This window comes from Sphaerisporangium sp. NPDC049003, from assembly GCF_043197795.1.
In the GTDB taxonomy this organism is placed as follows: domain Bacteria; phylum Actinomycetota; class Actinomycetes; order Streptosporangiales; family Streptosporangiaceae; genus Sphaerisporangium.
The window spans coordinates 1-24,321 of record NZ_JBICTU010000049.1 but is presented as its reverse complement, the minus strand read 5'-3'; the positions used below and the strand labels follow the sequence as shown (position 1 = coordinate 24,321).

Sequence of the window (24,321 nt, the reverse complement as noted above, 5' to 3'; positions counted from 1 at the left end):
CCGTGCCCGTGACGGCCCGAGGCGGCGGCATTGCGTGATCTACCTTGGCTGGCGAAGGTCTACCTCGTCCTGCTCGTCGGGGTGGCCGCGGCACTGATCGGGCGGGGCCTCGTCGTCCCCGGCCGCTTCGGCGAGCGCGAGTGGCCGACCTTGCTCGTCCTCGCCCTGCTGTTCCTGGTCTGCGAGTCGGTCCCGACCCTGCTGAACATCGAGCAGGCGGCGATGTCGGTCAGCTTCTCGGCGGCACTTGCCGCCGTGGTGCTGGTGGGCGATGTGGGCGCGGCCATGGTCGGGGCGACCGCCGTCCTGAGCGTGCGGCCCGGCCTCCCGCTCCACAAGAGGCTGTTCAACGGCGCGCAGTTCGCGATCTGCGGCTACACCGCCGGGTGGGTCTTCGACCGGCTCGGCGGGCACCATGACGTGCCCGGCGCCGACCGGTTCACCGACATGCTCGGTCCCTTCATGGGCGCGGCGGCGGTGTTCGTGCCGCTCAACTTCGTGCTGTTCGCGGTCATGCTGTCGCTGGCCGGGCAGCTGCGCACCGGTGAGGTCCCGCTGCGCGGGCTCGCCCAGTTCTTCGTCTCCTACCTCGGGTACGCCACGTTCGGCCTGCTGATCGCCGGGCTGTGGGCCACCGTCCAGTCGATCTCGGCGGTGCTCGTGCTGCTGCCGCTGTTCATCGCCCGGTGGGCCTTCGGCCAGTACCTCGCCCAGCAGCGGTCGTACGACGCGACCATCGCCGCCCTGTGCCAGGCGGTGGAGACCAAGGACTACTACACCCGTGGGCACTGCACCCGCGTCTCCAGCGCCTCGACCATGATCGCTGAGGAGATCGGCATGGGTCCCGAGCGGATGCGGGCCATCGGCTACGCCGGCATGCTGCACGACGTCGGCAAGCTCGGTGTCCCCACCAAGGTCCTGCAGAAGGAAGGCCGCCTGACCGAGGAGGAGTACGCCGCGATCCAGCTCCACCCGATGCGCGGCCTTGAGATCGTGCGCGGCATCGACTTCCTCGACGAGGCCTTCGCCGGGATCATGCACCACCACGAGCGCCAGGACGGCGGGGGGTATCCCATGGGCCTGGCGGGGGCCGAGATCCCCGAGTTCGCCCGCATCATCGCGGTGGCCGACGCCTTCGACTCCATGACCTCCGACCGCGCCTACCGCAAGGCGAAGTCGCTCGACGAGGCCATGGCCGAGCTGCGCAAGGGGGCGGGCACGCAGTTCGACCCCGTCATGGTCGGCGCCTTCATCAGGGCGCTCGACCGGCGTGGCTGGGATCCCCCCGGCAAGATGCCCGTGCCCGACGACGAGGCCGTCGAGACCGTCGCTAAGGACCACGACGATCCCACCATGCCGATCGAAGTGGCGTCCGAGCGGTGACCGTCGCGACCCGGCCCCTGCAGGGGCTCGACTCCGGTCAGCTGCTGCTCATCTGCGCCGCCGGCATGGTCACCGTCGCCGGCGTCGCCCATACGGCGGCGGTGGGCCTCCTCGACGCCGAGATCGCGGTGGCCTTCGGCATGCTGGTCGCCGCCGGTGAGCTCGCCAGGCTCACGATGCCGGGCAACAGGGAGGTCGCGCCCATCGGGGCCGCCGCCGCCCTCGGGTACACCCTCCTGCTCGACGTGGGAGGCGTGCCGACGCGCCATTCGGCGCTCCAGGTGGTGGCCGTCATGTCGGCCGGCATGGCACTCGGCGCCCTGCCCCATCTCGCGGTGGGCAGGCCCCCGCAGCTCGACGCGATCGCGCGACGACTGCTCTCGGGGGCGCTGCTCGCCTTCGCCTACCGGCCGCTCGCCTCGACGCTCTACGCCACCACCGACCACGGCACCGGCACCTGGTGGGTGGTCCTCGGCGTGATGGCCGCGCTCATCACGGCGATGCTGACGGCCGACGTGCTCATCGCCGCCGTGCTCAGGGCCGAGCAGGTCCGCACGGCCTTCCGCGTGGCCATCCGCGACGAGCTGCGCATGGCCGCGCCGCTCGGCGCCGCCGTCGCCGCCTCGGGCACCCTGCTGGCCCTCGCCTCGCACAGCATGAACCTCGCCGCCCTCGTCGTGTTCGCGGCCCCGCTGCTCGTCACCCAGGTGGCCTTCCGCAAGTACGCAGGCATCCGTGCCACCTACCTCCAGACCGTACGGGCGCTCGCCCGGGTCACCGAGGTCGGCGGGTACGTCGAGCCGGGGCACTCGCGCCGGGTCAGCCGCCTGTCGCTCGCGATCGGCCGCGAGCTCGGCATGGCCGAGCCCGAGCTGCTGGAGCTGGAGTACGCCGCGCTGATGCACGACATCGGCCAGCTCTCCCTGCGCGACCCCATCCCCGGGGGAGCCACCGTGCTCACCGATCCCGCGCAGGCCCGCAGCATCGCGGAGCTCGGGGCCGAGGTCATCAAGAAGACCGGCGTGCTCGACCGGGTGGCCGAGATCGTGCGCCGCCAGGGCGACTCCTTCACCGGTCCCGACCTCCCTCCGCTCGCCAGCCGCATTATCAAGGCGGCCAACGCCTATGACGACCTGGTCGGGGGGTCCACCGACCGCGACCGCGCGGCGGCGGCGCTGGAGCGGCTGCGCGTCGACGGCGGCGACGAGTACGACCCCGCTGTGGTGGAGTCGATGGCCAGGGTCGTCGACAGGCACGCCCCCGTCCACCGTCTCTGAGCTGCCCGGTTGCCCTTCCAGGTGCGCGCGCGGTTGTGGGCTTCCTACAGCCGGGACACGGGGGCTCGGTGGGTTCGCGCGAAGGGTTCCAAGGAGACCCGGGCCATAAAGTGGTGAACCGTCGAAGGAAGTGCGACCGGTGTCCGAGACCGTTCTGGTGGCGGCGACAGCCCTCTGGCACAGTTGGATCATTTGAACGAGGGGAGTTCCGGTGGCGGAAGTACGTGCCGAGATGGTGGCGAACGTCTGGAAGGTCGTCGCGGCTGAGGGCGACAGCGTCAGCGAGGGCGACACGCTGGTCATCCTGGAGTCGATGAAGATGGAGATCCCGGTGCTCGCCGAGGACTCGGGCGTCCTGAGCCGGCTCAAGGTGGCCGAAGGCGACGTCATCCAGGAGGGTGACCTGATCGCGGTCATCGAGTGACGCGGGCCACGGGCGGGGCGGGGCTCCGGCTCAGCCGGTGAGCCCCGCCAGGAAGCGCTCACGGTCGACGACGACGCGCTCGATCGTGGCGGTGGCCACCGTGCGCTTGGCGTCCCTGGCGGTGACCTCGAAGACCAGGCGCCTGCCGTCCACCTCGACCAGTTCGGCGCTCACCTCCACGTGGGTGCCGACGGGGCTCGCCGCGCGGTGCTCAAGCGTCACCTTCGTACCGACCGACGTCTGCCCGGGGCCGAGGTGGTCGTGGACGGCCCGCACGGTGGCCGCCTCGGCGATCGCCAGCAGGCGCGGCGTGCCGAGCACGGGGACGTCGCCGCTGCCCATCTTGATCGCGGTGTCCGACCGCTCGACCATGATGAGGATCTCGGCGCGCAGCCCCGGGTCGATCGTCATGCGGGCAAGCCTAGTGCGGCGGGTACGTCTCCCCGTGCGACCGGGTGGCGCCTGTCATCCTGTTCGCACGGTCTCGTACCACCTTCACCGGTTGGCGGCCTGGACGGGTTACCGATGGAATACGCTTTTCGCGTGAGCCCCTACTGCGACCATTGCGGACGTCTCGACGGAGACGAGGACCATTCCGCATGCCGCTCCGCGCGGGACATGGAGCCACCACGCTACTGCCCGGCGTGCCGTCGCCGGCTGGTGGTGCAGGTGACGCCACGGGGCTGGTCCGCCCGCTGCGTCGAACACGGTGTGACGGCGCGCTGACACCCCGGCGTGAACTGTGTGACCACAGGGTTTTGTGACACCAGCGTGACCTGGCTGCGACACAAATCCGCTTTGTTGGAAACTCCGGGGTGACGTCGGTGTTGGACGGATTGGGGTAAGCGGGGGAGAGATGGTGGCCCAAGGGACCACGCTGGCGGGACGTTACCGGTTGGACGTCCGCCTCGGAGCCGGCGGCATGGGTGAGGTGTGGCGCGGTGAGGACACGGTCCTCGCGCGCACCGTCGCCGTGAAAGTGCTCTTACCAGGCCGGATGGACGACCCGGGCTTCGCCGCCCGCTTCCAGGGGGAAGCGCGCGCGATGGCGACGATCAACCATCCGGGTGTGGTCGACGTCTATGACTACGGCGTGAGCGACGTGCCGGGGGACGGCCCCACCGCCTATCTCGTGATGCGGTTCGTCGACGGCGAACCGCTCGATCGTCTGCTCACCCGGCTCACCCGCATCGCGCCCGAGCCCGCCATGGAGCTCATCTCGCAGGCCGCCTCGGCCCTTCAGGCCGTGCACGACCGGGGCATCGTGCACCGCGACGTCAAGCCCGGCAACCTGCTGGTCCGTCCCGACGGCACGCTCGTCCTCACCGACTTCGGCATCGCCCGAGCGGACATGGGCCACCGGCTGACCGACGCCGGCATGGTGCTCGGCACGGCCGCCTACTGTGCGCCCGAGCAGGCCGAGGGCCAGCCCGTCACCCCCGCCGTCGACCTTTATGCCCTTGGCGTGGTCGCCTACGAGTGCCTGGCCGGGTACCGGCCGTTCGACGGCGACACCCCTGTCACCATCGCCCTCAAGCACATCCGCGAGGACCCGCCCCCGCTGCCTCCCGACGTGCCTCCGGCCGTACGGCATCTCGTCGAGCGTGCCCTCGTCAAGGATCCGGCCCGCCGCTGGCGCAGCGCGGCCGAGATGAGCGTGGCCGCGCGCCAGGCCATGCGCGACGACACCGGGGCCTCGGTGGCGGTGTCCGGCATGGCCGGCCTCACCGGCATGGTCTCTTCGGAACGCACCACTTCCGGGCCCGGCCACCCGCACCAGCTCGCTGCGCCCGAGACCGGCGCCCATGCCGGACCCGCCTGGCGCGAGGGCGACGGCGTCCAGCCCACCACGGCCACGCCCCCGCCGTACATCCTGGCGACCTCCGCCTCTCCTGCGGCGGCTCATCTGCCGCCCTCAGTGCCCTCTCAGGGGCCCACTGGCACGTCTTCGGGCCAGCGGGGCACCCGAGGCAGGCGCGCGGCCGCTCCCAAGCGGGGCAAGGCGGGTCTGATCGTCGGCGTCATCGCCGCCGGAGTCCTGCTCGGCGGGGGCGGCGCGGTGGTGTTCAGGCAGTTCGCCGAGACCGGGGCGGTGGCCGGCGTCGTCGGGACCCAGTCGCCCACGCCCAGCGAGCCGGAGCCGACGCTGACGCGGACACGGCCACCTCGCCCGCCGAGGCCGAGTCCGTCGCCGCCGCGTTCCTCGCAGGGCACCGCCCAGGTGACCGAGGAGCCGTCGAGCACGCCGACCCCCACGGACACGGCGAAGCCCTCCCCCACCTCGACGAAGACCCGCACGCCCTCTCCGACCCCCTCGAAGGTGCCGGCGGCGAAGAAGACCGTGCCCGGGGTCATCAACCTGACCCAGCAGCTGGCGACGACGAAGCTCCGGGCCGCCGGCTTCAAGACCAAGGTCGACGTCAGCGGGACCCCCAGCGACGAGGGCTGCACCCGCGTGCTCGACCAGGACCCGGCCGGGGGCACCTCCTGGCCCGTCGACCGCTACGTGACGATCGTCGTGGAACAGGGCATCCCCTGCGGCGACGAGCCAAGCGCCACTCCGACCCCGACGCCGACCCCGACGGCCACCTCCTGACCCCCGGCTCCGGCGGCCGTCCCGTGGACGCCGCCGGGGTGCCGGTGGCCGTGCGGTCAGATGCCCGTGGTGGTGCGCGGGTAGGCGATCTGCGGGTCGGTGGCGATGTTGACCATGTAGGGCACGCCCGAGTCGAACGCGCGGCGCAGCGCGGGCCCGATCTCCTTCGGGGAGGTGACCAGCTCGCCCGCGCCGCCGAGGGCGGTGACGACCTGGTCGTACCGGCACTGCGGCTGCAGCTCGGCCGCCACGTCGTACCCGTACAGCATCTGCATGGGGTGCTTCTCCAGGCCCCAGATGCCGTTGTTGCCGCAGATCATCACGACCGGCAGCTTGTGGCGCACAAGCGTGTCGACGTCCATCAGCGAGAACCCGGCGGCGCCGTCGCCGAGCAGGAGCACGACCTGCGAGGACGGGCGGGCGATGCGGGCGGCGATGGAGTAGCCGAGCCCGGTGCCGAGGCAGCCGTACGGCCCGGGGTCGAGCCAGCAACCAGGCCTGCGGGGCTCGATGTACTTGCCGGCGTACGACACGAAGTCGCCGCCGTCGCCGATGACCACGGCGTCGTCGTCCAGAACGCGGTTGAGCTCGCCGTAGATGCGCATCGGGTGGATCGGGTCGGCGTCGGACTCCATCAGCTCGGCGTCGCCCGCGACGGCCGCCGCGGAGGCCTCGGCCAGCTTGGTGACCCAGGCCGCGTGGGACATGGGCGACACCCCCGCGTCGGAGCAGGCCGCCCGCAGGCCCCAGAAGAGCAGGGACAGGTCTCCGGCGGTCGAGGCCGCGGTGCCCACGTGGGTGGCGAGCTGGGACGGCGCGTCGGCCAGGTGCACGACCTTCGCCAGCGGGACGCCGTCCCTGCCGCCGAAGAAGCCGTAGCCGAGGCGGAAGTCGAGCGGGGTGCCCGCGACGATGACCAGGTCGGCCTGGGAGAACGCCATGCCGCGCGCCCGGGTCACGAGCAGCTCGTGCCCGGCGGGCAGGATGCCGCGCCCCTGGCCGTTGGGGATCACCGGCAGCCGGAAGGCCTCGGCGAAGTCGCGGGCCACCTCCTCCGCGCGGTCCATCCAGACGTCCGACCCCAGCACGAGCACCGGACGCTCGGCCTGGGAGATCAGCCGCGCGATCTCGGCGAGCGTCTCGGCGTCGGGCTCAAGGGGGGACGGCGTCAGTGTCTCGGCCTCATGCGCGGGGGAGGGCGAGAACAGGTGGTCCATGTAGAAGTCGAGGAACACCGGGCCGCGGTGCGGGGCGATCGCCGTGCGGAACGCCATCTCGACGTCCTGGCCGATCGAGTCGGCCCCGCCCGCCGTGAAGGCCAGCTTGGTGATCGTCTCGAACAGCGGGGGGTGGTCCATCTCCTGGAGCGCGCCCGACCCCCATCGGGAGGCCGGCGCGCGGCCGCCCATCACCACGACGGGCGAGCCGTTGAAGTGCGCGGTCGCGACGCCGCTGACACCGTTGGTGATGCCGGGGCCCGCGGTCAGCACCGCGAGACCCGGTTGTCGCGTCAGCCGAGCCGTGGCCTCGGCGGCGAAGACCGCGCTCTGCTCGTGCCGCACGTCGACGATGCGCATGCCTTCGTGAACGGCTCCGTCGTAGAGAGGGAAGACGTGGCCGCCCGACAGGGTGAACATGACTTCGGCACCATAGGCTCGTGAGACGGCGACCGCGATGTCACCGGCATGCTTTGCAGACTCCATGTCGTGAACTTACCTTTTCTGTCCCCGGTCAATCCTTGAGGGCTCATCTGAGCTGCTCAAGGGGCGACTCTAGGGTCAGAGCGTCGGCGAGAGAGCCTTGATGGGCATCTTCAGGTCCGCCAGGAGCTCCAGGTCTTGCTCGGGGGAACGGCCCAGCGTCGTGAGGTAGTTGCCGACAATGATGGCGTTCACCCCGCCGAGCATGCCGTCGCGCGTGCCGAGGTCGCCCAGGGTGAGCTCGCGCCCCCCGGCGTACCGCAGGATCGTGCGGGGCAGCGCCAGGCGGAACGTCGCGATCGTCTTCAGGGCCTCGGGGCCCTCCACCAGCGGCAACGACCCGAACGGCGTGCCGGGGCGCGGGTTGAGGAAGTTCAGCGGCACCTCGTCGGGACGCAGCTCGCCGAGCTGCCCGGCGAACTCGGCCCGCTGCTCCCTGGTCTCGCCCATGCCGATGATGCCGCCGCAGCACAGCTCCATGCCGGCCTCGCGGACCATCTCGCAGGTCTGCCAGCGCTCCTCCCATGTGTGGGTGGTCACCACCTGGCCGAAGTGGGAGCGCGCGGTCTCCAGGTTGTGGTTGTAGCGGTGGACGCCCATCTCGGCCAGCTCGTCGACCTGGTCCTGGGTGAGCATGCCGAGCGAGCAGGCGACGTTGATCTCGACGGCCTCGCGGATGGCCTTGACGCCCTCGCGGACCTGGTCCATGAGCCGCTGGTCGGGCCCGCGCACGGCGGCGACGATGCAGAACTCGGTCGCGCCCGTCTGCGCCGTCTCGACGGCCGCCTGGACGAGCGAGGGGATGTCGAGCCAGACGGACCGTACCGGGGAGGTGAACTGCCCGGACTGGGAGCAGAAATGGCAGTCCTCCGGGCAGCCGCCGGTCTTGAGGGAAACGATGCCCTCCACCTCGACCTCCGGGCCGCACCACGCCATGCGCACCTCGTGGGCGAGCGCGAGCAGCTCGGGAATGCGGTCGTCCGGCAGTTCCAGACATCGCAGGGCCTGAGCGGCGGAGAGCCCACGGCCTTCCTCGAGCACCTGAACCCGGGCGATCTCCAAGATGTCCATACTCATCGGTCCTGCGGCTCCCTTGTCGGTTGCGTCACAGACTAAGGGTTGCCCGGAACCGAGAAGTGTCGAACCCGCCGCCTAGCAGGGGCCCCAGTCCGTCATGGGCCACGCGGGCGAAGGCCGTACGGCCGAGCGCGCCGGCGCCCTCGGGGAGCACTCCCGCCAGGGGCCGGGCCGCGAGGGTCTCCAGGTCGGCCACGTTGCTCCGGTCGGCGACGCCGGGCTCGCGCGGCCAGGACCCGATCACCAGCCCCGCCAGGTCGAGCCCTCGGCCGGCGAGCGCCTCCAGCGTCAGCGCCGTGTGGTTCAGCGTGCCGAGCCCGGCCCTCGCCACCACAAGGACGGGGGCGCGCAGCGCGCGGGCCAGGTCGGCGATGGTGGCGCCCTCCTCGTCGAAGCGCACCAGCAGCCCTCCGGCGCCCTCGACGACCACCAGGCGGTGCGTCTCGGCCAGCTCGGCGGTGCGCTCGGCCACGTCGGCCAGGGACACGGGAGGAAGGCCGGACGCGCGGGCCGCCGCGGCCGGGGACAGCGGGTCGGGGAACCGCCCGAACTCGAACGTCGTGGTCACCCCGGACAGCCGGATGACCTCGTCGAGGTCTCCCGGCTCGCCGGCCGCGACGCCCGTCTGCGCGGGCTTCACCACCGCGACCGGCACCTCCCGCCGCAGGGCCAGCGCGGTGACGGCGGCGGTGACCACGGTCTTGCCCACACCGGTGTCGGTGCCGGTGACCACCAGAATGCTCACCGGCACCACCCTAGAGGCCCCGGGACGGGCCGGCGGGCAGGCCCTACGGCTGTCCCGGCGCGTTCGGCCCGCCGGACTCCGGCGGCCTGCGGAGGCGGGTGACGAACTTGTACCGGTCGCCTCGGTAGAGCGACTGGGCCCACTCCACCGGGTTGCCCTCCGCGTCGAAGGCGTGCCGGGTCAGCAGCAGCATCGGCAGGCCGACGTCCACGCCGAGGACCTGGGCGTCGTACGGGGTCGCCAGCACGGTCTCTATTATTTCCTCGGCGTCCGTCAGCTGGACGTTGTAGGCGTTGTGCAGGGTCTCGTACAGGGAGGCGTGCACCTCCAGCTCCCGCCGCAGCCGCGAGAAGCGCCGGGCGGACAGGTGGGTGGTGTCGATCGACATCGGCTCGCCGTTGGCCAGGCGCAGCCGGTGGATGCGCAGGACGCGGCCGCCCGGGTTGATGCACAGGCGGCGGGCCAGGGTCTCGTCGGCCGTGATGTAGTTGATGTCGAGGATCTTGGTGTCGGGCTCCAGGCCGACCGTGCGCAGATCCCCGGTGTACGACGTGAGCTGCAGCACCTGGGCCACCTTGGGCTGGGCGACGAAGGTGCCCTTGCCCTGGATGCGCAGGAGCCGCCCCTCGATGACCAGCTCGGTGAGCGCCTGCCTGACGGTCGTACGCGAGGTCTCGAAGCGCACGGCGAGGGCACGCTCGGGCGGCAGCGCCGCGCCGGCGGGCAGAGACTTGGTGAGTTCCAGCAAGTTCCGTTTGACGTCGTAGTACTTGGGAATCCGGGGAGAGTCTTCCGTCACACGTTCACCTTCATCTCGGCCACGGCGGTGAGCGCGCGTCCGATCACCGCGAGATCATCCGAACTCAGATTGGCCCGTGCGGTCAATCTCAGACAAGACCGGCCCGATGGCACCGATGGCGGGCGGAAGCACCCGGCGCGCACTCCGTGCTCCGCGAACACCGCGGCGGCGGAGAGCGCGACATGCGGAGGGCCGAGCACGACCGGCACGACGGCCGCCGCCGGGTCCGTGGTGAGAAGGCCACGGTCCCCGGCCGCGCGGGCCAGCGCCGACGCACGGTGCCGAGCCTGTCTTGGCAGGTCAGGATGGTCGCTCACGATATCAAGGGCCGCGAGTGCGGCGGCGGCGGCAGGGGGTGTGAGGCCGGTGTCGAAGATGAACGACCTACCCGTGTCGATCAGGGCGTCCACCACCTCGGACGCGCCTAGCACGGCTCCGCCCTGCGATCCGAGCGACTTGGACAATGTGACGGTTCTCACAACGGCCGGGGCGTCGGCGAGCCCGGCGTCGGCCACGGCGCCTCGCCCGCCCGAGCCGACCACGCCCAGTGAGTGCGCCTCGTCCACGACGAGCAGGGCCCCGTGCCGTACGGCCGCGGCGTAGAGGCCGGCGATGGGCGCGAGGTCGCCGTCGACGGAGAAGACCGCGTCGGTGACGACCAGGGCGTGCTCCTCCGTGCGGTTCGCCAGCGCCTTCTCGACCGCCTCGACGTCCTTGTGGGGCGTGACGACCACCCTGGCGCGAGAGAGGCGGCAGGCGTCGATGATCGAGGCGTGGTTGCCCTCGTCGCTCACCACCAGCCCGCCCGCCCCCAGCGTCGCGACCGCCGCGAGGTTCGCCAGGTACCCGGAGGAGAAGACCAGAGCGCGCCTGGCGTGGGCGAAGGACGCCAGCCGTTCCTCCAGCTCCGCGTGGAGGGTGGTCGTGCCCGTGACGAGCCGTGAGCCGGTCGAGCCGGTGCCCCACCGTCCGGTGGCCTCCACCGCCGCCGCGATCAGCCGCTCGTCGCGGGAGAGCCCGAGGTAGTCGTTGGAGGCCAGGTCGATGAGGCCGTCGTGGTCGGGGGTGCGGGGGCGCAGGGCGCGCTTGAGCCCGGCCGCCTCACGGGTGGCGGCGGCGGTGCGCAGCCGCGCCAGGGGATCTGCGTTCATGGTCTCGCTAAGGTCGGCGTCGTTCACGTGGCCTCTCCCGTGCCGGCCGTGCTCGCGACCCGGCGCGTGCCGGGGCCGTCCACGGTCTCGGTCGTGCCGGCGGCCACGCTCGCCGGACGTTCCACGGGGTAAGCGGGCACTTCTATGTGCTCCATCAGGAGAATCTTCCCAGGGCCGACGCTGTCGATTCGCTTTGGGCCGGGGTTAGCACGCATGATGCTCAGGTGCCGACTCTCAGCGACCTGGTGGCGCGCCACACCACTCTCGACCCGGCCGACCTTGAGTGGATGCATTCGCTGGTCACCGACTGGCAGCTCCTCGCCGACCTGTCCTTCGCCGACCTGATCCTGTGGATCCCCCTGCGGGACGAGTCCGGGTGGGTGGCCGTGGCGCAGATGCGCCCGACGACGGGTCCCACGGTCTACCACGACGACGTCGTCGGCTCGATCGTGGCGGCGGGGGAGCGTCCGCTGATCGACACGGCGTGGAACGAGCACCGCATCTGCCGCGAGGGAGACCCCGACTGGTCCAGTGGCGTGCCCGTGCGCGAGGAGACCATCCCGGTGCGGCGTGACGACCACTTCGTGGCGGTCATCCAGCGGTCGACCAACCTGTCCTCGGCGCGCACGCCGTCCCGGCTGGAGCTCACCTACCTGCAGAGCGCGTCCGACCTGGCGCAGATGGTCGCGGAGGGTCGTTTCCCCTTCCCGGAGGCGGCGCCGATCCTGGTCCGCTCCCCGAGGGTCGGCGACGGGCTGCTGAGGCTCGACCGCGCCGGGCGGGTGACCTACGCCTCGCCCAACGCCCTGTCGGCCTACCGGAGGCTCGGGCTCAACGCCGACCTCGTGGGCTCGGAGCTGGGCAAGACGACCGCCACCCTTTGCTACTCCGACGAGCCCATCAACGAGGACCTCATGCTCGTGGCGAGCGGCCGTTCTCCCCGGGAGACCGAGGTCGAGGCGGGCGCCAACGTGGTGCAGCTCCGCGCGATCCCGCTCATCGTGGGCGGCGGCCGCATCGGCGCGCTGGTGCTCATCAGGGACGTGACCGAGCTGCGCCGCCGCGAGCGCGAGCTGCTGACCAAGGACGCGACCATACGCGAGATCCACCACAGGGTGAAGAACAACCTCCAGACGGTGGCCGCGCTGCTGCGGCTCCAGGCGCGGCGGCTGCGCGTGCCCGAGGGGCGCGAGGCCCTGGAGGAGGCGGTGCGCAGGGTGGGCTCGATCGCGATCGTGCATGAGACGCTGTCGCACACACCCGAGGAGATCGTCGACTTCGACGACATCGCCGATCGCGTGATCTCGATGACCGGTGAGGTGTCGGCGGCCAACGTGATGCCGCGCCGGGTGGGGAGCTTCGGCATGCTCCCCGCGATGATCGCCACTCCGGTGGCCATGGTGCTGACCGAGTTGCTCCAGAACGCCGTCCAGCACGGGTTCGCGTACGGCAGCGGCACGATCAAGGTGATCGTCTCGCGCACCGAGGAGAGGCTCGACCTCATCGTGGCCGACGACGGCGAGGGCCTTCCCGAGGGCTTCGACCTGGAGGCGTCGACCAGCCTGGGCCTGCAGATCGTCCGCACGCTCGTCGTCGGGGAGCTGTCCGGCCGCCTCGCCGTCAAGCCGCGTCAGGGCGGGGGGACCGAGGTCTCCATGACCATCCCGGTGCAGCCGGTCGAGCGGTGACGGTGCGCTGCCGGTGCGCCTGGACACTGCGACGCCCGGCCATCGCGTGAGGCGATGCCGGGCGTGTCGGTTCCGTACGCCGCGACGCTGGGGCGGTGCGGAAGTCATGTGCGGTCCGGAGACGCTCCGGACTCAGGGGTTCGGTGCGACGTGCGGGCTCAGACGCCCGCGCGGGCTCGGGCGCGGGCGGTGCGGCGCTTGAGTGCGCGACGCTCGTCCTCGCTCAGACCGCCCCACACGCCGGCGTCCTGGCCGGACTCGATGGCCCACTTCAGGCACGGCTCGCTGACCGGGCAGGCACGGCAGACCTGCTTGGCCTCTTCGATCTGCATGAGAGCCGGTCCGGTGTTGCCGATCGGGAAGAACAGCTCGGGGTCCACGTCACGGCAGGCAGCGCGGTGGCGCCAGTCCATGCGTTCCACTCCTTCGTAGGTGGAGCCTGCGGCTCCGTCCGGTGACGGATGTTTGTGAACACTTTCACTAACCATGGCGAGATTTTGCCTGGGCCATATGTTGGGGGTCCAGGAAAACTCGCGTGAGCGCCGCAGACCTTCGAGGAACAGGGTGGGATCCTCAAACGTCCTACGTTCCGACGTCGTGTTGAGCTTTTCAGGCATGCCCAGGTCACGCAAGAGGTTTGGGAGAACGTTTTGCCGGATATGGATGTCGGATGCATCACACTATGACGGCATGTGATGCCTTAGACCAGAATTTGTAACGCGCCTGGAACGGACCGGAAAGTCACGCGCTCGCGCTCGCCGAGATAATCGCCGTCAAGTTGGAAGGCCATGGGCCGCCGGGCCGACAGGGTGAACTCCTCCTCGTCGTGCACATGGACTAGATGCCCACCCCTCGGCAGGCCAACCCGGTCGCCGATGATCTGGCGGATCAGGCGCGCCATGGCGGCCATGCCCATGCGCCGCAGGCCGAGCATGTCGAGCCCGGTGTCGAAACCCGCCCACGGCGTGGGGTTGACCGGCTGGTCGCCGATGTAGGTCCACGGCGCGGTGTTGCAGATGATCGTCATGAAGATGCCGTCGACAGGCCCGCGGTGAGGCCGTTCAAGCCGGATGGCCGGGTGGTGCCGGTCTGTCATGAAATAGTGCCGCAACGCGGTGTTGACGTACCGGCTCGGCGAGGCCTTGTACCCGGCGCTTCGCAGGCCTTCCATGGCGCGTATCACCTCGGCGTCGTACCCCAGCCCCGCACAGAAGGTGAAATATCGGCTGTTGGAGGGTTCTGGGGTGTCGTGAGCCGGCTTGGTGGCCTCGCCCGGCGAGGCGGCTCCGAGCGCGCCGTCCTCCCAGATCGCCTGGCCGAGGTTGACGGTGCGGCGCCGTCCTTCCCGGATCGCCTCCAGCACCGCGCCCATCGCCTCCACGGGACTGTTCGGCAGCCCGAGCGACCGGGCGAAGACGTTGGCGCTCCCGCCCGGGATCACGATCAGCGCGGGCCGCGCCCGATCGCCGTCGAGCATGCCGTTGACGGCCTCGTTTATGGTGCCGTCGCCGCCGAGGACGGCGATCACGTCGAACCCCTTCTCGCGTGCGGTGCCCGCGAGCACCGTCGCGTGACCTCGGTACCCGGTCTCCTCCACCGACAACTCGACGGCCGCGCCCAGAGCGCGTATGAGGACATCCCTCGTACGACGGTTCGTCGACGTCGCCATGGGGTTGATCAGGAGGAGTGCACGCATGTCGCCCAGCGTATCCACCGGTCGAGCACCTGCCACCGGGGTCAAGTAGGGTGACGCGATATGTTGAACCGTCCGGTGACCCTTGTCGTGGCCGCCGTCGTCCTCGCCCTGGAGGGCCTCACCGCCGTCGTGCTCGGCGGCTATGCCGCGGTGGAGACCGTCATCGGCAAGCCGTCCGACGTGAGCAGTTCCATCGTCGTCTCGGCGTTCGGCATCGGCATCGGCGCCGCCCTGATCTGGGTGGCATGGGGCGTGCTCGGGGCGGCCCGGTGGAGCCGGGCCCCTGGAGTGGTCACGCAGATCTTCGCGCTGCCGGTCGGCGTCTCGCTGGTGCAGTCGGCGCAGACCGTGCCGGGCGTGCTTCTGATCGTGGTGGCGCTGGCCGGTCTGATCGCGCTGCTGGCGCCCGCGACGACGCGGGCCATGATCGGAGACTAGCCCGACCGGTGGCCGGCCGGGGCAGGGTCGGGCTTCGGCGGTCAGTCTTCGGCGGTGAGGCCCTCGCGGAGCTGAGCCAGGGTGCGGGCGAGCAGGCGCGAGACGTGCATCTGGGAGATGCCCAGCTCGGTGGCGATCTGCGACTGCGTCATGTTGCCGAAGAAGCGCAGCAGCAGGATGCGCTTCTCGCGAGGCGGAAGCCGTTCGAGCAGCGGCTTCAGCGACTCGCGGTACTCCACGCCCTCCAGGGACTCGTCGACGATGCCGAGCGAGTCGGACACGGCCGGCGCGTCGTCGTCACCGGAGTCGGGCGCGTCGAGGGACACCGTGGAGTAGGCGTTGGCCGACTCAAGGCCCTCCAGCACCTCTTCCTCGGTCATCTGCAGGTGGGCGGCCAGCTCGGCGACGGTGGGCGCCCGGCCCTGACGCTGCGACAGCTCGCTGATGGCCTTCGTCAGCGAGAGCTTCAGCTCCTGCAGGCGGCGCGGCACCCGGACCGCCCAGCCCTTGTCGCGGAAGTGGCGCTTGATCTCGCCCACGATGGTCGGGGTGGCGTAGGTGGAGAACTCCACGCCCCGGGCCAGGTCGAAACGGTCGATCGACTTGATCAGGCCGATCGTGGCGACCTGGGTGAGGTCGTCGAGCCACTCGCCCCGGTTGCGGAAACGCCGGGCCAGGTATTCGACCAGGGGCAGGTGCAGCTCGACCAGCTCGTCGCGGATGCGCTGGCGACGCGGGTCGTCGGCGGGCAACTCCGCCAGCTCGCCGAACAGCCCACGGGCCCGAACCCTGTCGGGGACGGTGCTGTCACTGCCGGCCACGGCCCGGGTCCTCTCCGTCACGACAGCCTCGCAGCGCCTCGGCGCTTGTGCAGCACGATTGCCATGCGGTCGGGTGTGTCGGTCTCGGCGTCCACGTCGTCGGCCAGCGCTGTGAGCACCATCCAGGCGAAGTCGTCGCGTTTGGGCTCGGCCTGGCCGACCGTGCCGACCTCGACCCGGACGATCATCTCCTGGCCCGTCAGCTCGAACTCGGCGATCAGATCGGTGCCGGGCACGGCGTGGCCCAGCAGCATGGCGCACGCCTCGTCGACCGCGATACGAAGATCCTCGATCTCGTCCAGGGTGAAGTCGAGGCGCGCGGCCAGCCCCGCCGTGGCCGTGCGCAGCACGGACAGGTAGGCACTCGCAGCGGGCAGTCGCACGCTCACCGCGTCACGGATCCCCGCGAGCCCACCGGGGATGCCGCCGGCCCGCGTCGCTGTCTCGTCGGTCACGTTCCTCCTCGCACAGAGCTGCTGATTAGCAACTTACCGCCCCTCGCCCCGTGTTGCAGGGCTGGGACGCGCCGATAGTCGTGATCTTGTAGAAATGCGGCCGGTTTCCCTGACGTCCCGCTGTCCTTTCGTTGACATCCGGGGGCGTTTGCCGGGCTCCTGGCCTCGTGAGACGCCTCTGGCCTCGCGCGAAAGCAGACCGCACGAGGCCAGAACGGGGCGAAGAGTCTCAGGCGGCCTTGGTCTCCCAGAAGATCTTCGAGATATCGTCGATCTTCCCGAGAAGGTCGTCGGCCTTGCTCACGTCCACGGTGCCCTTGGCGCCCGCGGCTCCGGCCAGCTTCGTCGCGTCCCAGAACAGCTGGTGGAGCTGGGGGTACTGCTCCAGGTGCGGGGGCTTGAAGTAGTCGGTCCACAGCACCCACAGGTGGTGCTTGACCAGGTCGGCGCGCTCCTCCTTGATCGACAGCGCGCGCGCACGGAACACCGGGTCGTCGTTGTCGGCGTACTTCTGCATGATCGCCTTCACGGACTCGGCCTCGATGCGAGCCTGGGCGGGGTCGTACACCCCACAGGGGAGATCGCAGTGCGCGGAGGCGACATGGCCAGGCCGCAACAGTCGTGCGAGCATCGGTTTCCTTCCTTGATGCTGATAACAGACAGCACTATCCAGTGCCCAACTTACTCGCCTTGATTCACAGAGATGGCAGGGGATGTCGTTCATCAGGGTGCGCGTCGAAGGCGATTCGATGCTGCCCGTCCTCCGGCCGGGGGACTGGCTCGTCGTCCGCCGCGGCGCCGCGGTGCGGCCCCGCGATCTCGTCCTCGCCCGGCTGCCCGGCGACCCCGCCAAGATGATCGTCAAGCGGGCGGCGTGGCGCGACCGGGACGGGTGGTGGCTGGAGAGCGAGAACCAGCGGGCGCCCGGGCGCAAGGACAGCTGGGACTTCGGCGCGGTGCCTCCGTCGATGGTGCTCGGCCGCGTGATGTTCCGCTACTGGCCGTTCAGGCGCGGTGGCCGCTGAGGTCGCGCCGGCGGGCGCGGTAGGCCGCCACGTTGGCCCGGCTGGCGCAGCGCTCCGAGCAGTAGCGGCGGGACCGGTTGGAGGAGGTGTCGAGGTAGGCGCGGTGGCACGGGGACGCCTGGCAGTACCCGAGCCGGTCGACGCCGAGCTCGGTGACCAGCGCGGTGAGCCCCATGATCGCGCCCGCGGCGTACTCGTCGGAGAGGCGGCCGCCCTCGGTGAGGTGCAGGTGCCAGCGCTGCCCGTCGTGGCGGGAGATCTGCGGATGGACCGGATGCCGCGTCAGCAGGGCGTTGAGCCGGTCGACGGCGTTCTGCTCGTCGTGACGCGCGGCCGCGGCGAAGACGGCGGCCAGCTCGCGGCGCAGCTCGCGCAGCGCTTCGAGGTCGGCGCGGCCGAGGCGGCCGGCCTGTCTCGCGCGGCCGGCCTCGACGAGGAAGCGCCGTGCGCCCTCCAGTGAGCTCAGCGCGTCCTCGCTGTTGACCAGCAGCACCGCCAGCTCGGCGTATGAGGTCAGGTCCACTGTGGAATTCCACCGCTGTAAGAGACGAGTCGGGACATCGAGTATTACACGGAACGACCGGCGGAGCGGGTGGGCGGCGGCGGCGTGCGCGTGCGGTCCAGGGTACGGAGCGGGAGGGAGGGCGGCGGCGGCGTGCGGGTGCGGTCCAGGGGTACGGGGCGGGCGCGGCGTCCGAGCGGTGCCGATGTCGCCGGCCGGGGTGGCCGGGGGCGGCGGTACGGGTCGGACGCCGGAACGCCTCGGGTGGAGATGGGGGTATCGAGACCAAGCGCGACGGGTAAGAGCTGGTCAGGGGGGAAAAGTAGCGATATGTCCGGTTGGATGCGCCTGGCGCTCGGCAATGGCCGCCAGTTCTGTGGCAGAGCCGACATCGGCAGGCGTCTCGACATGTGGCACAATCAAGCAACGGGTGACCCCCGTACCCCCTCAAGAGACGACCGTCAACGACGACGGCCGCCGGGCGGCTACAGAAGCCTGGGCCTGCGTTCGCCTGCGGCGTCTACCGAAGGAATCCGTCCTTAGACACAGGGGTCGCTGTGGCAGTCACGCCGTTCTCCGCTTCTCTCGAATCCCTCGATCTTGATCCCGTGTTCGCGATGCACCGCGGCGGCAAGCTCGAGGTCCGGTCCACCGTCCCGGTCCGCAACGCCGAAGACCTGTCCCTGGCCTACACGCCGGGCGTCGCCAGGGTCTGCACCGCGATCGCCGACCAGCCCGATCTCGTCAACGACTACACCTGGGTCTCCAATGTCGTCGCCGTGGTCTCCGACGGCACGGCCGTGCTCGGCCTCGGTGACATCGGCCCCGCCGCCGCCATGCCCGTGATGGAGGGCAAGGCGCTGCTGTTCAAGCAGTTCGGCGACGTCGACGCCGTGCCCGTCTGCCTCGACTGCACCGACGTGGACGCCCTGGTCGAGACCGTCGTACGGCTCGCGCCCTCGTTCGGGGGCATCAACCTGGAGGACATCAGCGCCCCCCGCTGCTTCGAGGTCGAGGACCGCCTGCGCGAGCTCCTCAGCATCCCGGTCTTCCACGACGACCAGCACGGCACCGCCATCGTGGTGCTCGCCGCCCTGCAGAACGCCGCCCGCCTGACCGGGCGGTCCCTGGGCGACCTGCGGGCCGTGGTCGCCGGCGCCGGGGCCTCCGGCGTGGCGGTCACCAGGATCCTGCTGAACGCGGGCATCGGCGACATCGCCGTCTCCGACTCCAAGGGCATGATCTACCAGGGCCGCGACGGGCTGAACCCCTTCAAGGAGGCGCTCGCCAGGGACACCAACCGCGGCGGGTTCACCGGCTCCACCGAGGAGGCGCTGGCCGGGGCCGACGTCTTCATCGGCCTGTCCGGCTCGACCCTGTCGGAGGGCGCCGTGGCCTCCATGGCGGCCGACTCGATCGTGTTCGCCCTGTCGAACCCGACGCCCGAGATCCACCCCGACCTCGCGCGCAGGCACGCCCGTGTGGTGGCCACCGGCCGATCCGACTTCCCCAACCAGATCAACAACGTGCTGGCGTTCCCGGGGGTGTTCCGCGGAGCCCTGGACGTGCGGGCCTCGACGATCACCGAGAACATGAAGGTCGCCGCCGCCCACGCCCTCGCCGCCGTCGTGGGGCCGGACGTGTCGGAGAACTACGTGATCCCGAGCCCGTTCGACGAGCGGGTCGCCCCCGCGGTCGTCGAGGCCGTCGCAAGCCAGGCCCGCCTCGACGGGGTGGCCCGCAGGTAGCGGCCGAGCACACACCGGGGCCCGCCTCCAGCGGGCCCCTTGCCGTCTCACGCCTTCCCCGAGCCGCCGTAGTCGTCGGGGAAGGGCGGCGCGATCGGCCGCCTGCGCGGGATCGGGCGGCGCAGGGCCTGTACGCGCCGGCGGGGCAGCGACCAGACCACGCCCCCGTCCCACAGCCGTACCGCCACGTGCCGCCCGCCCTCCAGCCGCTCGCGCGGCGCCAGATGGGCGGGGTCCAGCCGTACGCGGGTGATCTCCGCCCACGCGCACGTGCCGTACGGCATGGCCGCGAAGGTCGTCCCCACCCTCTCCACGGCCAGTTTCTCGGTGGCCGTGACCCCGCAGGCCGTCCAGCCGGCGGGTTCGTGTCCTGTGTAGACATCCCAGTCGAAAAGGCTTGCCTTCGTCATGAGGTATCGCTCCTTGGGTCAAGTCTTGGGAATTCCCACACCATGTCACGCATCGTGCTATAACAAAAACCCTCCGTTACCTGCCGGGGCAAGAGTGTGCACGAAGGGCGTATGTGTGCGCAGGGGGCTTGCGGCTACCGGAGTGCCCATGACCAGCATGCAAGCCTCCTGGGGGAACGAGCGATGCGACGTGAGCCCAACCTCCTTCTTCGTCACCTCATCGCCGAGGCGGCCTACTCCCACAAGGGCCTGGCCCGCAGGCTCAACGACCTCGGGGCCGCGCGGGGCCTCACGGGGCTGAGGTACGACCACAGCTCGGTGTTGCGCTGGATCGGCGGCCAGCAGCCGCGCGATCCGGTGCCGACGCTCCTCGCGGAGATCTTCGCACTGAAACTCGGCCGGCCGGTCACTTCGGAGGACCTCGGTATGGCGGGGGGAGCCACGCCCCTCGACCTCGGACAGGAATTCACTCACTCGTGGCAGGAGGGTGTCGAGACCGTGACAGCACTATGGAGGGCGGACATGGAGAGGCGCAGGTTCCTGCTCGACTCCGCCTTCGCCGTCGGAGCGGGTTCGGCGGGAGCCCTGCGCTGGCTGACCCTTCCCATGGAAGGCAAGCCCGAGGCCGGCGGTGTACGCAAGGTCGGCGCGCCCGACATCGCCGCGATCCGCGAGGTCACCCGCTCGTTCGGCGAACTGGACAATCGCTTCGGTGGAGGCCGGGTGCGCTCCGCGGTCGTGAAATATCTCGACTCGGCGGTCGCCCCACTGCTCAAGGACGGCGTCTACGGCGAGGCCACGGGCAGGGCGCTGGCCTCGGCCGCGGCCGAGGTGACCCGCCTGGCCGGCTGGATGGCCTATGACCTGGAGCAGCACGGCCTGGCGCAGCGCCATCTCATCCAGGCGCTGAGCCTGGCTCGCGGCGCGGGCGACCACGGCTTCGGCGGCGAGATCCTCGCCGGCATGGCGCACCAAGCCATATATATAGGACAACCAAGGCATGCCCTCGATCTGGCCAGGGCGGCGCAACTGTCCGCCCGCCGCGCGGACGTCCCCTCGCTGCTCGCGGAGGCGTACGTGCTGGAGGCCCACGCCCACGCGGCGCTCTCGGACGGCCCGGCCTGCGCCCTCGCGCTCCACGAGGCCGACCTGGCGTTCGACCGCCGTCGCCCGGACGAGGAGCCCGAGTGGATCCGCTACTTCGACGAGGCGTATCTGGCGGCCAAGTACGCCCACTGCTTCAGGGACCTCGGAGACGGCGCTCAGGCCGTACGGTACGCGCGCCGGTCGCTCGACATGGACGGGCGGTTCGTCCGCGGGAGGATGTTCAACCTGTCCCTGCTCGCCTCGGCCCACGCCCTGCTCGGGGACGCCGAGGAGGCCTGCCAGGTCGGCACGTCCGCGCTCGACCTGGCGGCCGGCCTGCAGTCCGTACGGACGCGGTCCTACGTCGCCGACCTGCGCAAGAGGCTGGAGCCGCTCAGCGGTGAGCCGATCGTGGCGGCACTGGTCCAGCGCACCAGGGAGCTCGCCCCGGCGGCGTAGGCGGGCTCGTGCGTACCGGCCCCTGAGGGTCGTGGAACGCGGCGCGGGGCCCGGCCGAAGCCGGGCCCCGCTGTCCCTTCACCGCATCAGCGGATCGAGCCTGACCAGAGGTTGGCGGCCTTGCTGTAGACCGCGTAGGTCTCGCTGTCGAAGTACGGCGAGGTGCTGAAGTCGTAGCGGCCGTTGCCGTCGGAGTCGCCAATTAGGCTGGTGACACCGTTGATGTAGCCGAGCCGCTTCGTGCTGCTGTACTTGGTGATCCACGGCGCGCCGGCGGAGCCGCCGGTCATGGAGCACTTGACGGCGATCTGCGCCTCGGCCTTGTAGGCGGCGCTGACCGGGGCGGGCTTGGTCTTGCCGTAACACCACTTCGGCGTGACACCGGTGTACGGCCTGTCCCTGTCGGGGTGCGGGCCGGAGGGGTAGCCGAAGACGTAGACCGGCTCGCCGATCTTCTGGTTCCACGCGAAGCCCTGGCCGCCGACGTTGTCACCGAGGCGACCGACGTCCTTCCAGGTGCCCACGTTGATGCCGTTGTAGACCGTGACGAACGCGTAGTCGCTGTCGTAGTCCTCGTAGACCGAGAAGTCGTAGTGCGTGTAGGCCGACTTGCCGACGTAGATGCCCCACGGGGCCTTGCCCTGGTAGTAGCCGGGGATGAAGACCCAGTGGTCGAGGGTGTCGCGGTTGGCGTCGGTGTCGTAGACGCAGTGACCGGCGGTCGCCACGAGGTTGTGGTACTTCGACTGGACCGACGACGCGGAACACCAGTACGGCTTGCCGTGGACGCGGAAGAACACCTTGCCGATGGTCTTGGGCAGGTTGACGTTCTTCACCTTGGTGGGGGTGATCTTCTCCTGTCCGATCGGCGGGACGGAGCCGGTCTTTCCGTCGGGAGCGGCGTCGCTCCCGCCGAACTTGACCTTGCCCTTGACCGAGTCGTCGTTGGAGTAGCGAGTCGCGGCCTTGAGCTGCTTTCCGCCGCTCGCGGTCCAGAACTTCGCGGTGTCGTTCGCCTTCGACTTGCTGGAGGCGAGGGAGACGTTCGTCGGCGAAGGCTTGGCCGTGGCCTCCGCGGACGAGGTGAGGGCCGCGCCGATCATTCCGGTGGCGGTGACGGCGGCCCCGAGGGGGAGGATGAGGCGCTTTGCTCGGTTATTCATGGAACTCCTCTTGTTCTGACATGAAACATCACTTATGTCCCATGCGTCCCAAAGGGGATGTCTTCGAGCCTATGCGATTTCTTTACTCCCTCCATATATCCGCGCCCCATAAACGGACATATGGGCATTCAATGGGATTTAACGATAGGGGAACCTCACCACAAGGTGAGATTGAAAGTGCGGAGGGCCCGGCCGAAGCCGGGCCCTCGTCACGCCGAGCTCAGGGTGTCACTTACCGATCTTGCCGGACGCGAGGTTGGAGGCCGCGGAGTAGATCGCGTAGGTCTCGCTGTCGAAGTACGGCGAGGTGGCGAAGTCGAAGCGGCCGTTGCCGTCGCTGTCGCCGACCAGGCTCGTCACACCGTTGATGTAGCCGAGCCGCTTGGTGCTGCTGTACTGCGCGATCCAGGGGCCGCCCGAGGCGCCGGCGGTCATGGAGCACTTGAGGGCGATCTGGGCCTCGGCCTTGAACCCGGAGACGGGGCCGGCCGCGGAGGTCTTGCCGTAGCAGTACTTCGGCGTCTGGCCGGTGTACGGTCCGTCGCCGTCGGGGTGCAGGCCCGCGGGGTAGCCGAAGGCGTAGACCGACTGGCCGATCTTCTGGTTCCAGCTGAAGCCCTGGCCGCCGACGTTGTCGCCGAGGCGGCCGACGTCCTTCCAGGTCCTGGCCTCGACACCGTTGTAGACGGTGACGAAGGCGTAGTCGCTGTCGAAGTCCTCGTAGTTGGCGAAGTCGAAGTGCGTGTACGCCGACTTGCCGACGTAGATGCCCCACGGGGCCTTGCCCTGGTAGTAACCGGGAATGAAGACCCAGCGGTCCAGGGTGTCGCGGTTGGCGTCGGTGTCGTAGACGCAGTGACCGGCGGTCGCGACCAGGTTGCGATACTTGCCCTGGATCGAGGAGCCGGAGCACCAGTACGTCTTGCCGTCGAGGCGGAAGAACACCTTGCCGATGGTCTTCGGCAGGTTGACGTTCTTCACCTTGGTGGGGGTGATCTTCTCCTGGCCGATCGGCGGGACGACGCCGGTCTTGCCGTCGGGGGCGGCGTCGCCGCCACCCAGCTTGATCTTGCCCTGGACGGCGGCGTCAGAGGTGAACTTGGTGGCGGCCTTGAGCGACTTGCCGTTGCTCGCCGTCCAGAACTTGACGGTGTCCACGGCGTCGGCCTTGGTGGTGGACAGGCCGTCCGAGGCCGGCGCGGCCGCGGAGGCGGTCACAGCGGTGGTGAGGGATGCCGCGATCATGCCGGAGGCGATGGCGACGCCCCCGAGAGGGAGCATGAGGCGCTTGACTCGGGTGTTCAATGAGACTCCTTGTTCAGCCGCAGGAGGTGACTCCTGCCCCACTCGCCCCAAAAGGGGCAGCACGAACCTATCGGTCTGATCATGAGGAATGGGTCGCAGGGCTCAATGGCGCGTCGGCCGTACGGCCCGTCTGGGGAACTGCGCGACGAGAGCCACCGTCCGGCCCGGCACAGGTGGAAACGGTCCAATGGGCCTCGCGCACGCGCGGAGTGGAAATATGCCGTCCACTGCGGTGTGACGTATATCACTCAATGTGTGGCAATCCGTGTCCAAAAGGCACAGGGCCCGGCATGGGATGCCGGGCCCTGCTAGGACTGCTGTCGCTCTAGCTGGCTAGAACGTCAGGCCTTGGTGGTGGTGCCGCCGTCCTTGG

Annotated in this window: 25 protein-coding genes; 9 read left to right on the top strand and 16 right to left on the bottom strand. The window is 70.2% G+C overall.

The window, feature by feature from the left end; genetic code table 11:
• The first annotated feature begins 30 nt into the window (after positions 1-30).
• The 3 genes from ACGFIV_RS34100 to ACGFIV_RS34090 all read left to right on the top strand — a co-directional run bounded on the left by ACGFIV_RS34100 (position 31) and on the right by ACGFIV_RS34090 (position 3,084).
• Entirely contained in the window at positions 31-1,383 is a 1,353-nt protein-coding gene (locus ACGFIV_RS34100) for an HD-GYP domain-containing protein (RefSeq protein ID WP_392839147.1), read from the top strand.
• Positions 1,384-1,448: 65 nt separating this feature from the next.
• Positions 1,449-2,660, top strand: a complete 1,212-nt coding sequence (locus ACGFIV_RS34095) for an HD-GYP domain-containing protein (RefSeq protein ID WP_392839167.1) — start codon at positions 1,449-1,451, stop codon at positions 2,658-2,660.
• Positions 2,661-2,871: 211 nt separating this feature from the next.
• Positions 2,872-3,084, top strand: a complete 213-nt coding sequence (locus tag ACGFIV_RS34090) for a biotin/lipoyl-binding carrier protein (RefSeq protein WP_358550923.1) — start codon at positions 2,872-2,874, stop codon at positions 3,082-3,084.
• 30 nt (positions 3,085-3,114) lie between these two features.
• On the opposite strand, the gene ACGFIV_RS34085 is transcribed toward ACGFIV_RS34090, so the two are convergent.
• Positions 3,115-3,495: a hotdog domain-containing protein gene (locus ACGFIV_RS34085; protein WP_358550925.1), complete on the bottom strand. Its 381-nt coding sequence runs from the start codon at positions 3,493-3,495 to the stop codon at positions 3,115-3,117.
• A gap of 445 nt (positions 3,496-3,940) precedes the next feature.
• On the opposite strand from ACGFIV_RS34085, the gene ACGFIV_RS34080 reads away from it, so the two are divergent.
• Positions 3,941-5,680 carry a protein kinase gene (locus tag ACGFIV_RS34080; RefSeq protein ID WP_392839144.1) on the top strand — a complete coding sequence of 580 codons (1,740 nt, stop codon included), beginning with the start codon at positions 3,941-3,943 and terminating at the stop codon, positions 5,678-5,680.
• A 56-nt stretch (positions 5,681-5,736) separates the two neighbouring features.
• Here ACGFIV_RS34080 and ACGFIV_RS34075 read toward each other — a convergent pair whose 3' ends face one another.
• The 6 genes from ACGFIV_RS34075 to ACGFIV_RS34050 all read right to left on the bottom strand — a co-directional run bounded on the left by ACGFIV_RS34075 (position 5,737) and on the right by ACGFIV_RS34050 (position 11,307).
• Positions 5,737-7,383 (bottom strand): acetolactate synthase, encoded by a 1,647-nt coding sequence (locus ACGFIV_RS34075; protein ID WP_358550929.1) that lies wholly within the window; start codon positions 7,381-7,383, stop codon positions 5,737-5,739.
• A gap of 75 nt (positions 7,384-7,458) precedes the next feature.
• A complete protein-coding gene (gene bioB, locus ACGFIV_RS34070; protein WP_358550931.1) occupies positions 7,459-8,457 on the bottom strand; it encodes a biotin synthase BioB in 999 nt (332 codons plus the stop codon).
• Positions 8,458-8,485: 28 nt separating this feature from the next.
• Positions 8,486-9,202 carry a dethiobiotin synthase gene (gene bioD / locus ACGFIV_RS34065; protein ID WP_358550933.1) on the bottom strand — a complete coding sequence of 239 codons (717 nt, stop codon included), beginning with the start codon at positions 9,200-9,202 and terminating at the stop codon, positions 8,486-8,488.
• A 43-nt stretch (positions 9,203-9,245) separates the two neighbouring features.
• Positions 9,246-10,001, bottom strand: a complete 756-nt coding sequence (locus ACGFIV_RS34060) for a GntR family transcriptional regulator (protein ID WP_358550935.1) — start codon at positions 9,999-10,001, stop codon at positions 9,246-9,248.
• On the bottom strand, positions 9,998-11,179 hold the full coding sequence (locus ACGFIV_RS34055; RefSeq protein ID WP_358550937.1) for an 8-amino-7-oxononanoate synthase: 1,182 nt from the start codon (positions 11,177-11,179) through the stop codon (positions 9,998-10,000). The genes ACGFIV_RS34060 and ACGFIV_RS34055 overlap by 4 nt, the downstream gene beginning before the upstream one ends.
• Positions 11,176-11,307, bottom strand: a complete 132-nt coding sequence (locus ACGFIV_RS34050) for a hypothetical protein (RefSeq protein WP_358550939.1) — start codon at positions 11,305-11,307, stop codon at positions 11,176-11,178. Before ACGFIV_RS34050 ends, ACGFIV_RS34055 begins: the two co-directional genes overlap by 4 nt.
• A 69-nt stretch (positions 11,308-11,376) precedes the next feature.
• On the opposite strand from ACGFIV_RS34050, the gene ACGFIV_RS34045 reads away from it, so the two are divergent.
• On the top strand, positions 11,377-12,840 hold the full coding sequence (locus tag ACGFIV_RS34045) for a histidine kinase N-terminal domain-containing protein (RefSeq protein WP_358550941.1): 1,464 nt from the start codon (positions 11,377-11,379) through the stop codon (positions 12,838-12,840).
• A gap of 158 nt (positions 12,841-12,998) precedes the next feature.
• Here the strand turns inward: ACGFIV_RS34045 and ACGFIV_RS34040 are convergent, their stop codons facing one another.
• Together ACGFIV_RS34040 and ACGFIV_RS34035 are read right to left on the bottom strand one after the other, a co-directional pair.
• A complete protein-coding gene (locus ACGFIV_RS34040; protein ID WP_358550943.1) occupies positions 12,999-13,253 on the bottom strand; it encodes a WhiB family transcriptional regulator in 255 nt (84 codons plus the stop codon).
• 287 nt (positions 13,254-13,540) lie between these two features.
• On the bottom strand, positions 13,541-14,536 hold the full coding sequence (locus ACGFIV_RS34035; protein ID WP_358550945.1) for a diacylglycerol kinase family protein: 996 nt from the start codon (positions 14,534-14,536) through the stop codon (positions 13,541-13,543).
• Between the two features lie 60 nt (positions 14,537-14,596).
• Here ACGFIV_RS34035 and ACGFIV_RS34030 point away from each other — a divergent pair, with 60 nt between their 5' ends.
• Positions 14,597-14,974: a hypothetical protein gene (locus ACGFIV_RS34030; RefSeq protein WP_392839139.1), complete on the top strand. Its 378-nt coding sequence runs from the start codon at positions 14,597-14,599 to the stop codon at positions 14,972-14,974.
• A 41-nt stretch (positions 14,975-15,015) separates the two neighbouring features.
• Here the strand turns inward: ACGFIV_RS34030 and ACGFIV_RS34025 are convergent, their stop codons facing one another.
• From ACGFIV_RS34025 to sodN, 3 genes are all read right to left on the bottom strand, one after another.
• Entirely contained in the window at positions 15,016-15,816 is an 801-nt protein-coding gene (locus tag ACGFIV_RS34025; RefSeq protein WP_344952723.1) for an RNA polymerase sigma factor SigF, read from the bottom strand.
• The gene (locus tag ACGFIV_RS34020; protein WP_358550949.1) at positions 15,813-16,250 is read right to left on the bottom strand and encodes an anti-sigma factor; all 438 of its coding nucleotides are present in this window, start codon (positions 16,248-16,250) and stop codon (positions 15,813-15,815) included. The genes ACGFIV_RS34025 and ACGFIV_RS34020 overlap by 4 nt, the downstream gene beginning before the upstream one ends.
• A gap of 229 nt (positions 16,251-16,479) precedes the next feature.
• Positions 16,480-16,881 carry a superoxide dismutase, Ni gene (sodN, locus tag ACGFIV_RS34015; protein WP_358550951.1) on the bottom strand — a complete coding sequence of 134 codons (402 nt, stop codon included), beginning with the start codon at positions 16,879-16,881 and terminating at the stop codon, positions 16,480-16,482.
• 82 nt (positions 16,882-16,963) lie between these two features.
• Here sodN and ACGFIV_RS34010 point away from each other — a divergent pair, with 82 nt between their 5' ends.
• Positions 16,964-17,275: a S24 family peptidase gene (locus tag ACGFIV_RS34010; protein WP_358550952.1), complete on the top strand. Its 312-nt coding sequence runs from the start codon at positions 16,964-16,966 to the stop codon at positions 17,273-17,275.
• Here ACGFIV_RS34010 and ACGFIV_RS34005 read toward each other — a convergent pair.
• A complete protein-coding gene (locus ACGFIV_RS34005) occupies positions 17,256-17,798 on the bottom strand; it encodes a CGNR zinc finger domain-containing protein (protein WP_358550954.1) in 543 nt (180 codons plus the stop codon). The two genes, ACGFIV_RS34010 and ACGFIV_RS34005, sit on opposite strands and share 20 nt — an antisense overlap.
• A 596-nt stretch (positions 17,799-18,394) precedes the next feature.
• Here ACGFIV_RS34005 and ACGFIV_RS34000 point away from each other — a divergent pair.
• Positions 18,395-19,525: an NADP-dependent malic enzyme gene (locus tag ACGFIV_RS34000; RefSeq protein WP_358550968.1), complete on the top strand. Its 1,131-nt coding sequence runs from the start codon at positions 18,395-18,397 to the stop codon at positions 19,523-19,525.
• 47 nt (positions 19,526-19,572) lie between these two features.
• On the opposite strand, the gene ACGFIV_RS33995 is transcribed toward ACGFIV_RS34000, so the two are convergent.
• Positions 19,573-19,935 carry a hypothetical protein gene (locus ACGFIV_RS33995; protein ID WP_358550956.1) on the bottom strand — a complete coding sequence of 121 codons (363 nt, stop codon included), beginning with the start codon at positions 19,933-19,935 and terminating at the stop codon, positions 19,573-19,575.
• A 183-nt stretch (positions 19,936-20,118) separates the two neighbouring features.
• Between ACGFIV_RS33995 and ACGFIV_RS33990 the strand changes: the two genes are divergently transcribed.
• The gene (locus tag ACGFIV_RS33990; RefSeq protein ID WP_358550958.1) at positions 20,119-21,480 is read left to right on the top strand and encodes a hypothetical protein; all 1,362 of its coding nucleotides are present in this window, start codon (positions 20,119-20,121) and stop codon (positions 21,478-21,480) included.
• A gap of 86 nt (positions 21,481-21,566) precedes the next feature.
• On the opposite strand, the gene ACGFIV_RS33985 is transcribed toward ACGFIV_RS33990, so the two are convergent.
• Both ACGFIV_RS33985 and ACGFIV_RS33980 read right to left on the bottom strand, forming a co-directional pair.
• The gene (locus ACGFIV_RS33985; protein ID WP_358550960.1) at positions 21,567-22,643 is read right to left on the bottom strand and encodes a hypothetical protein; all 1,077 of its coding nucleotides are present in this window, start codon (positions 22,641-22,643) and stop codon (positions 21,567-21,569) included.
• 228 nt (positions 22,644-22,871) lie between these two features.
• Entirely contained in the window at positions 22,872-23,948 is a 1,077-nt protein-coding gene (locus tag ACGFIV_RS33980; protein WP_358550962.1) for a trypsin-like peptidase domain-containing protein, read from the bottom strand.
• Positions 23,949-24,321 lie beyond the last annotated feature (373 nt).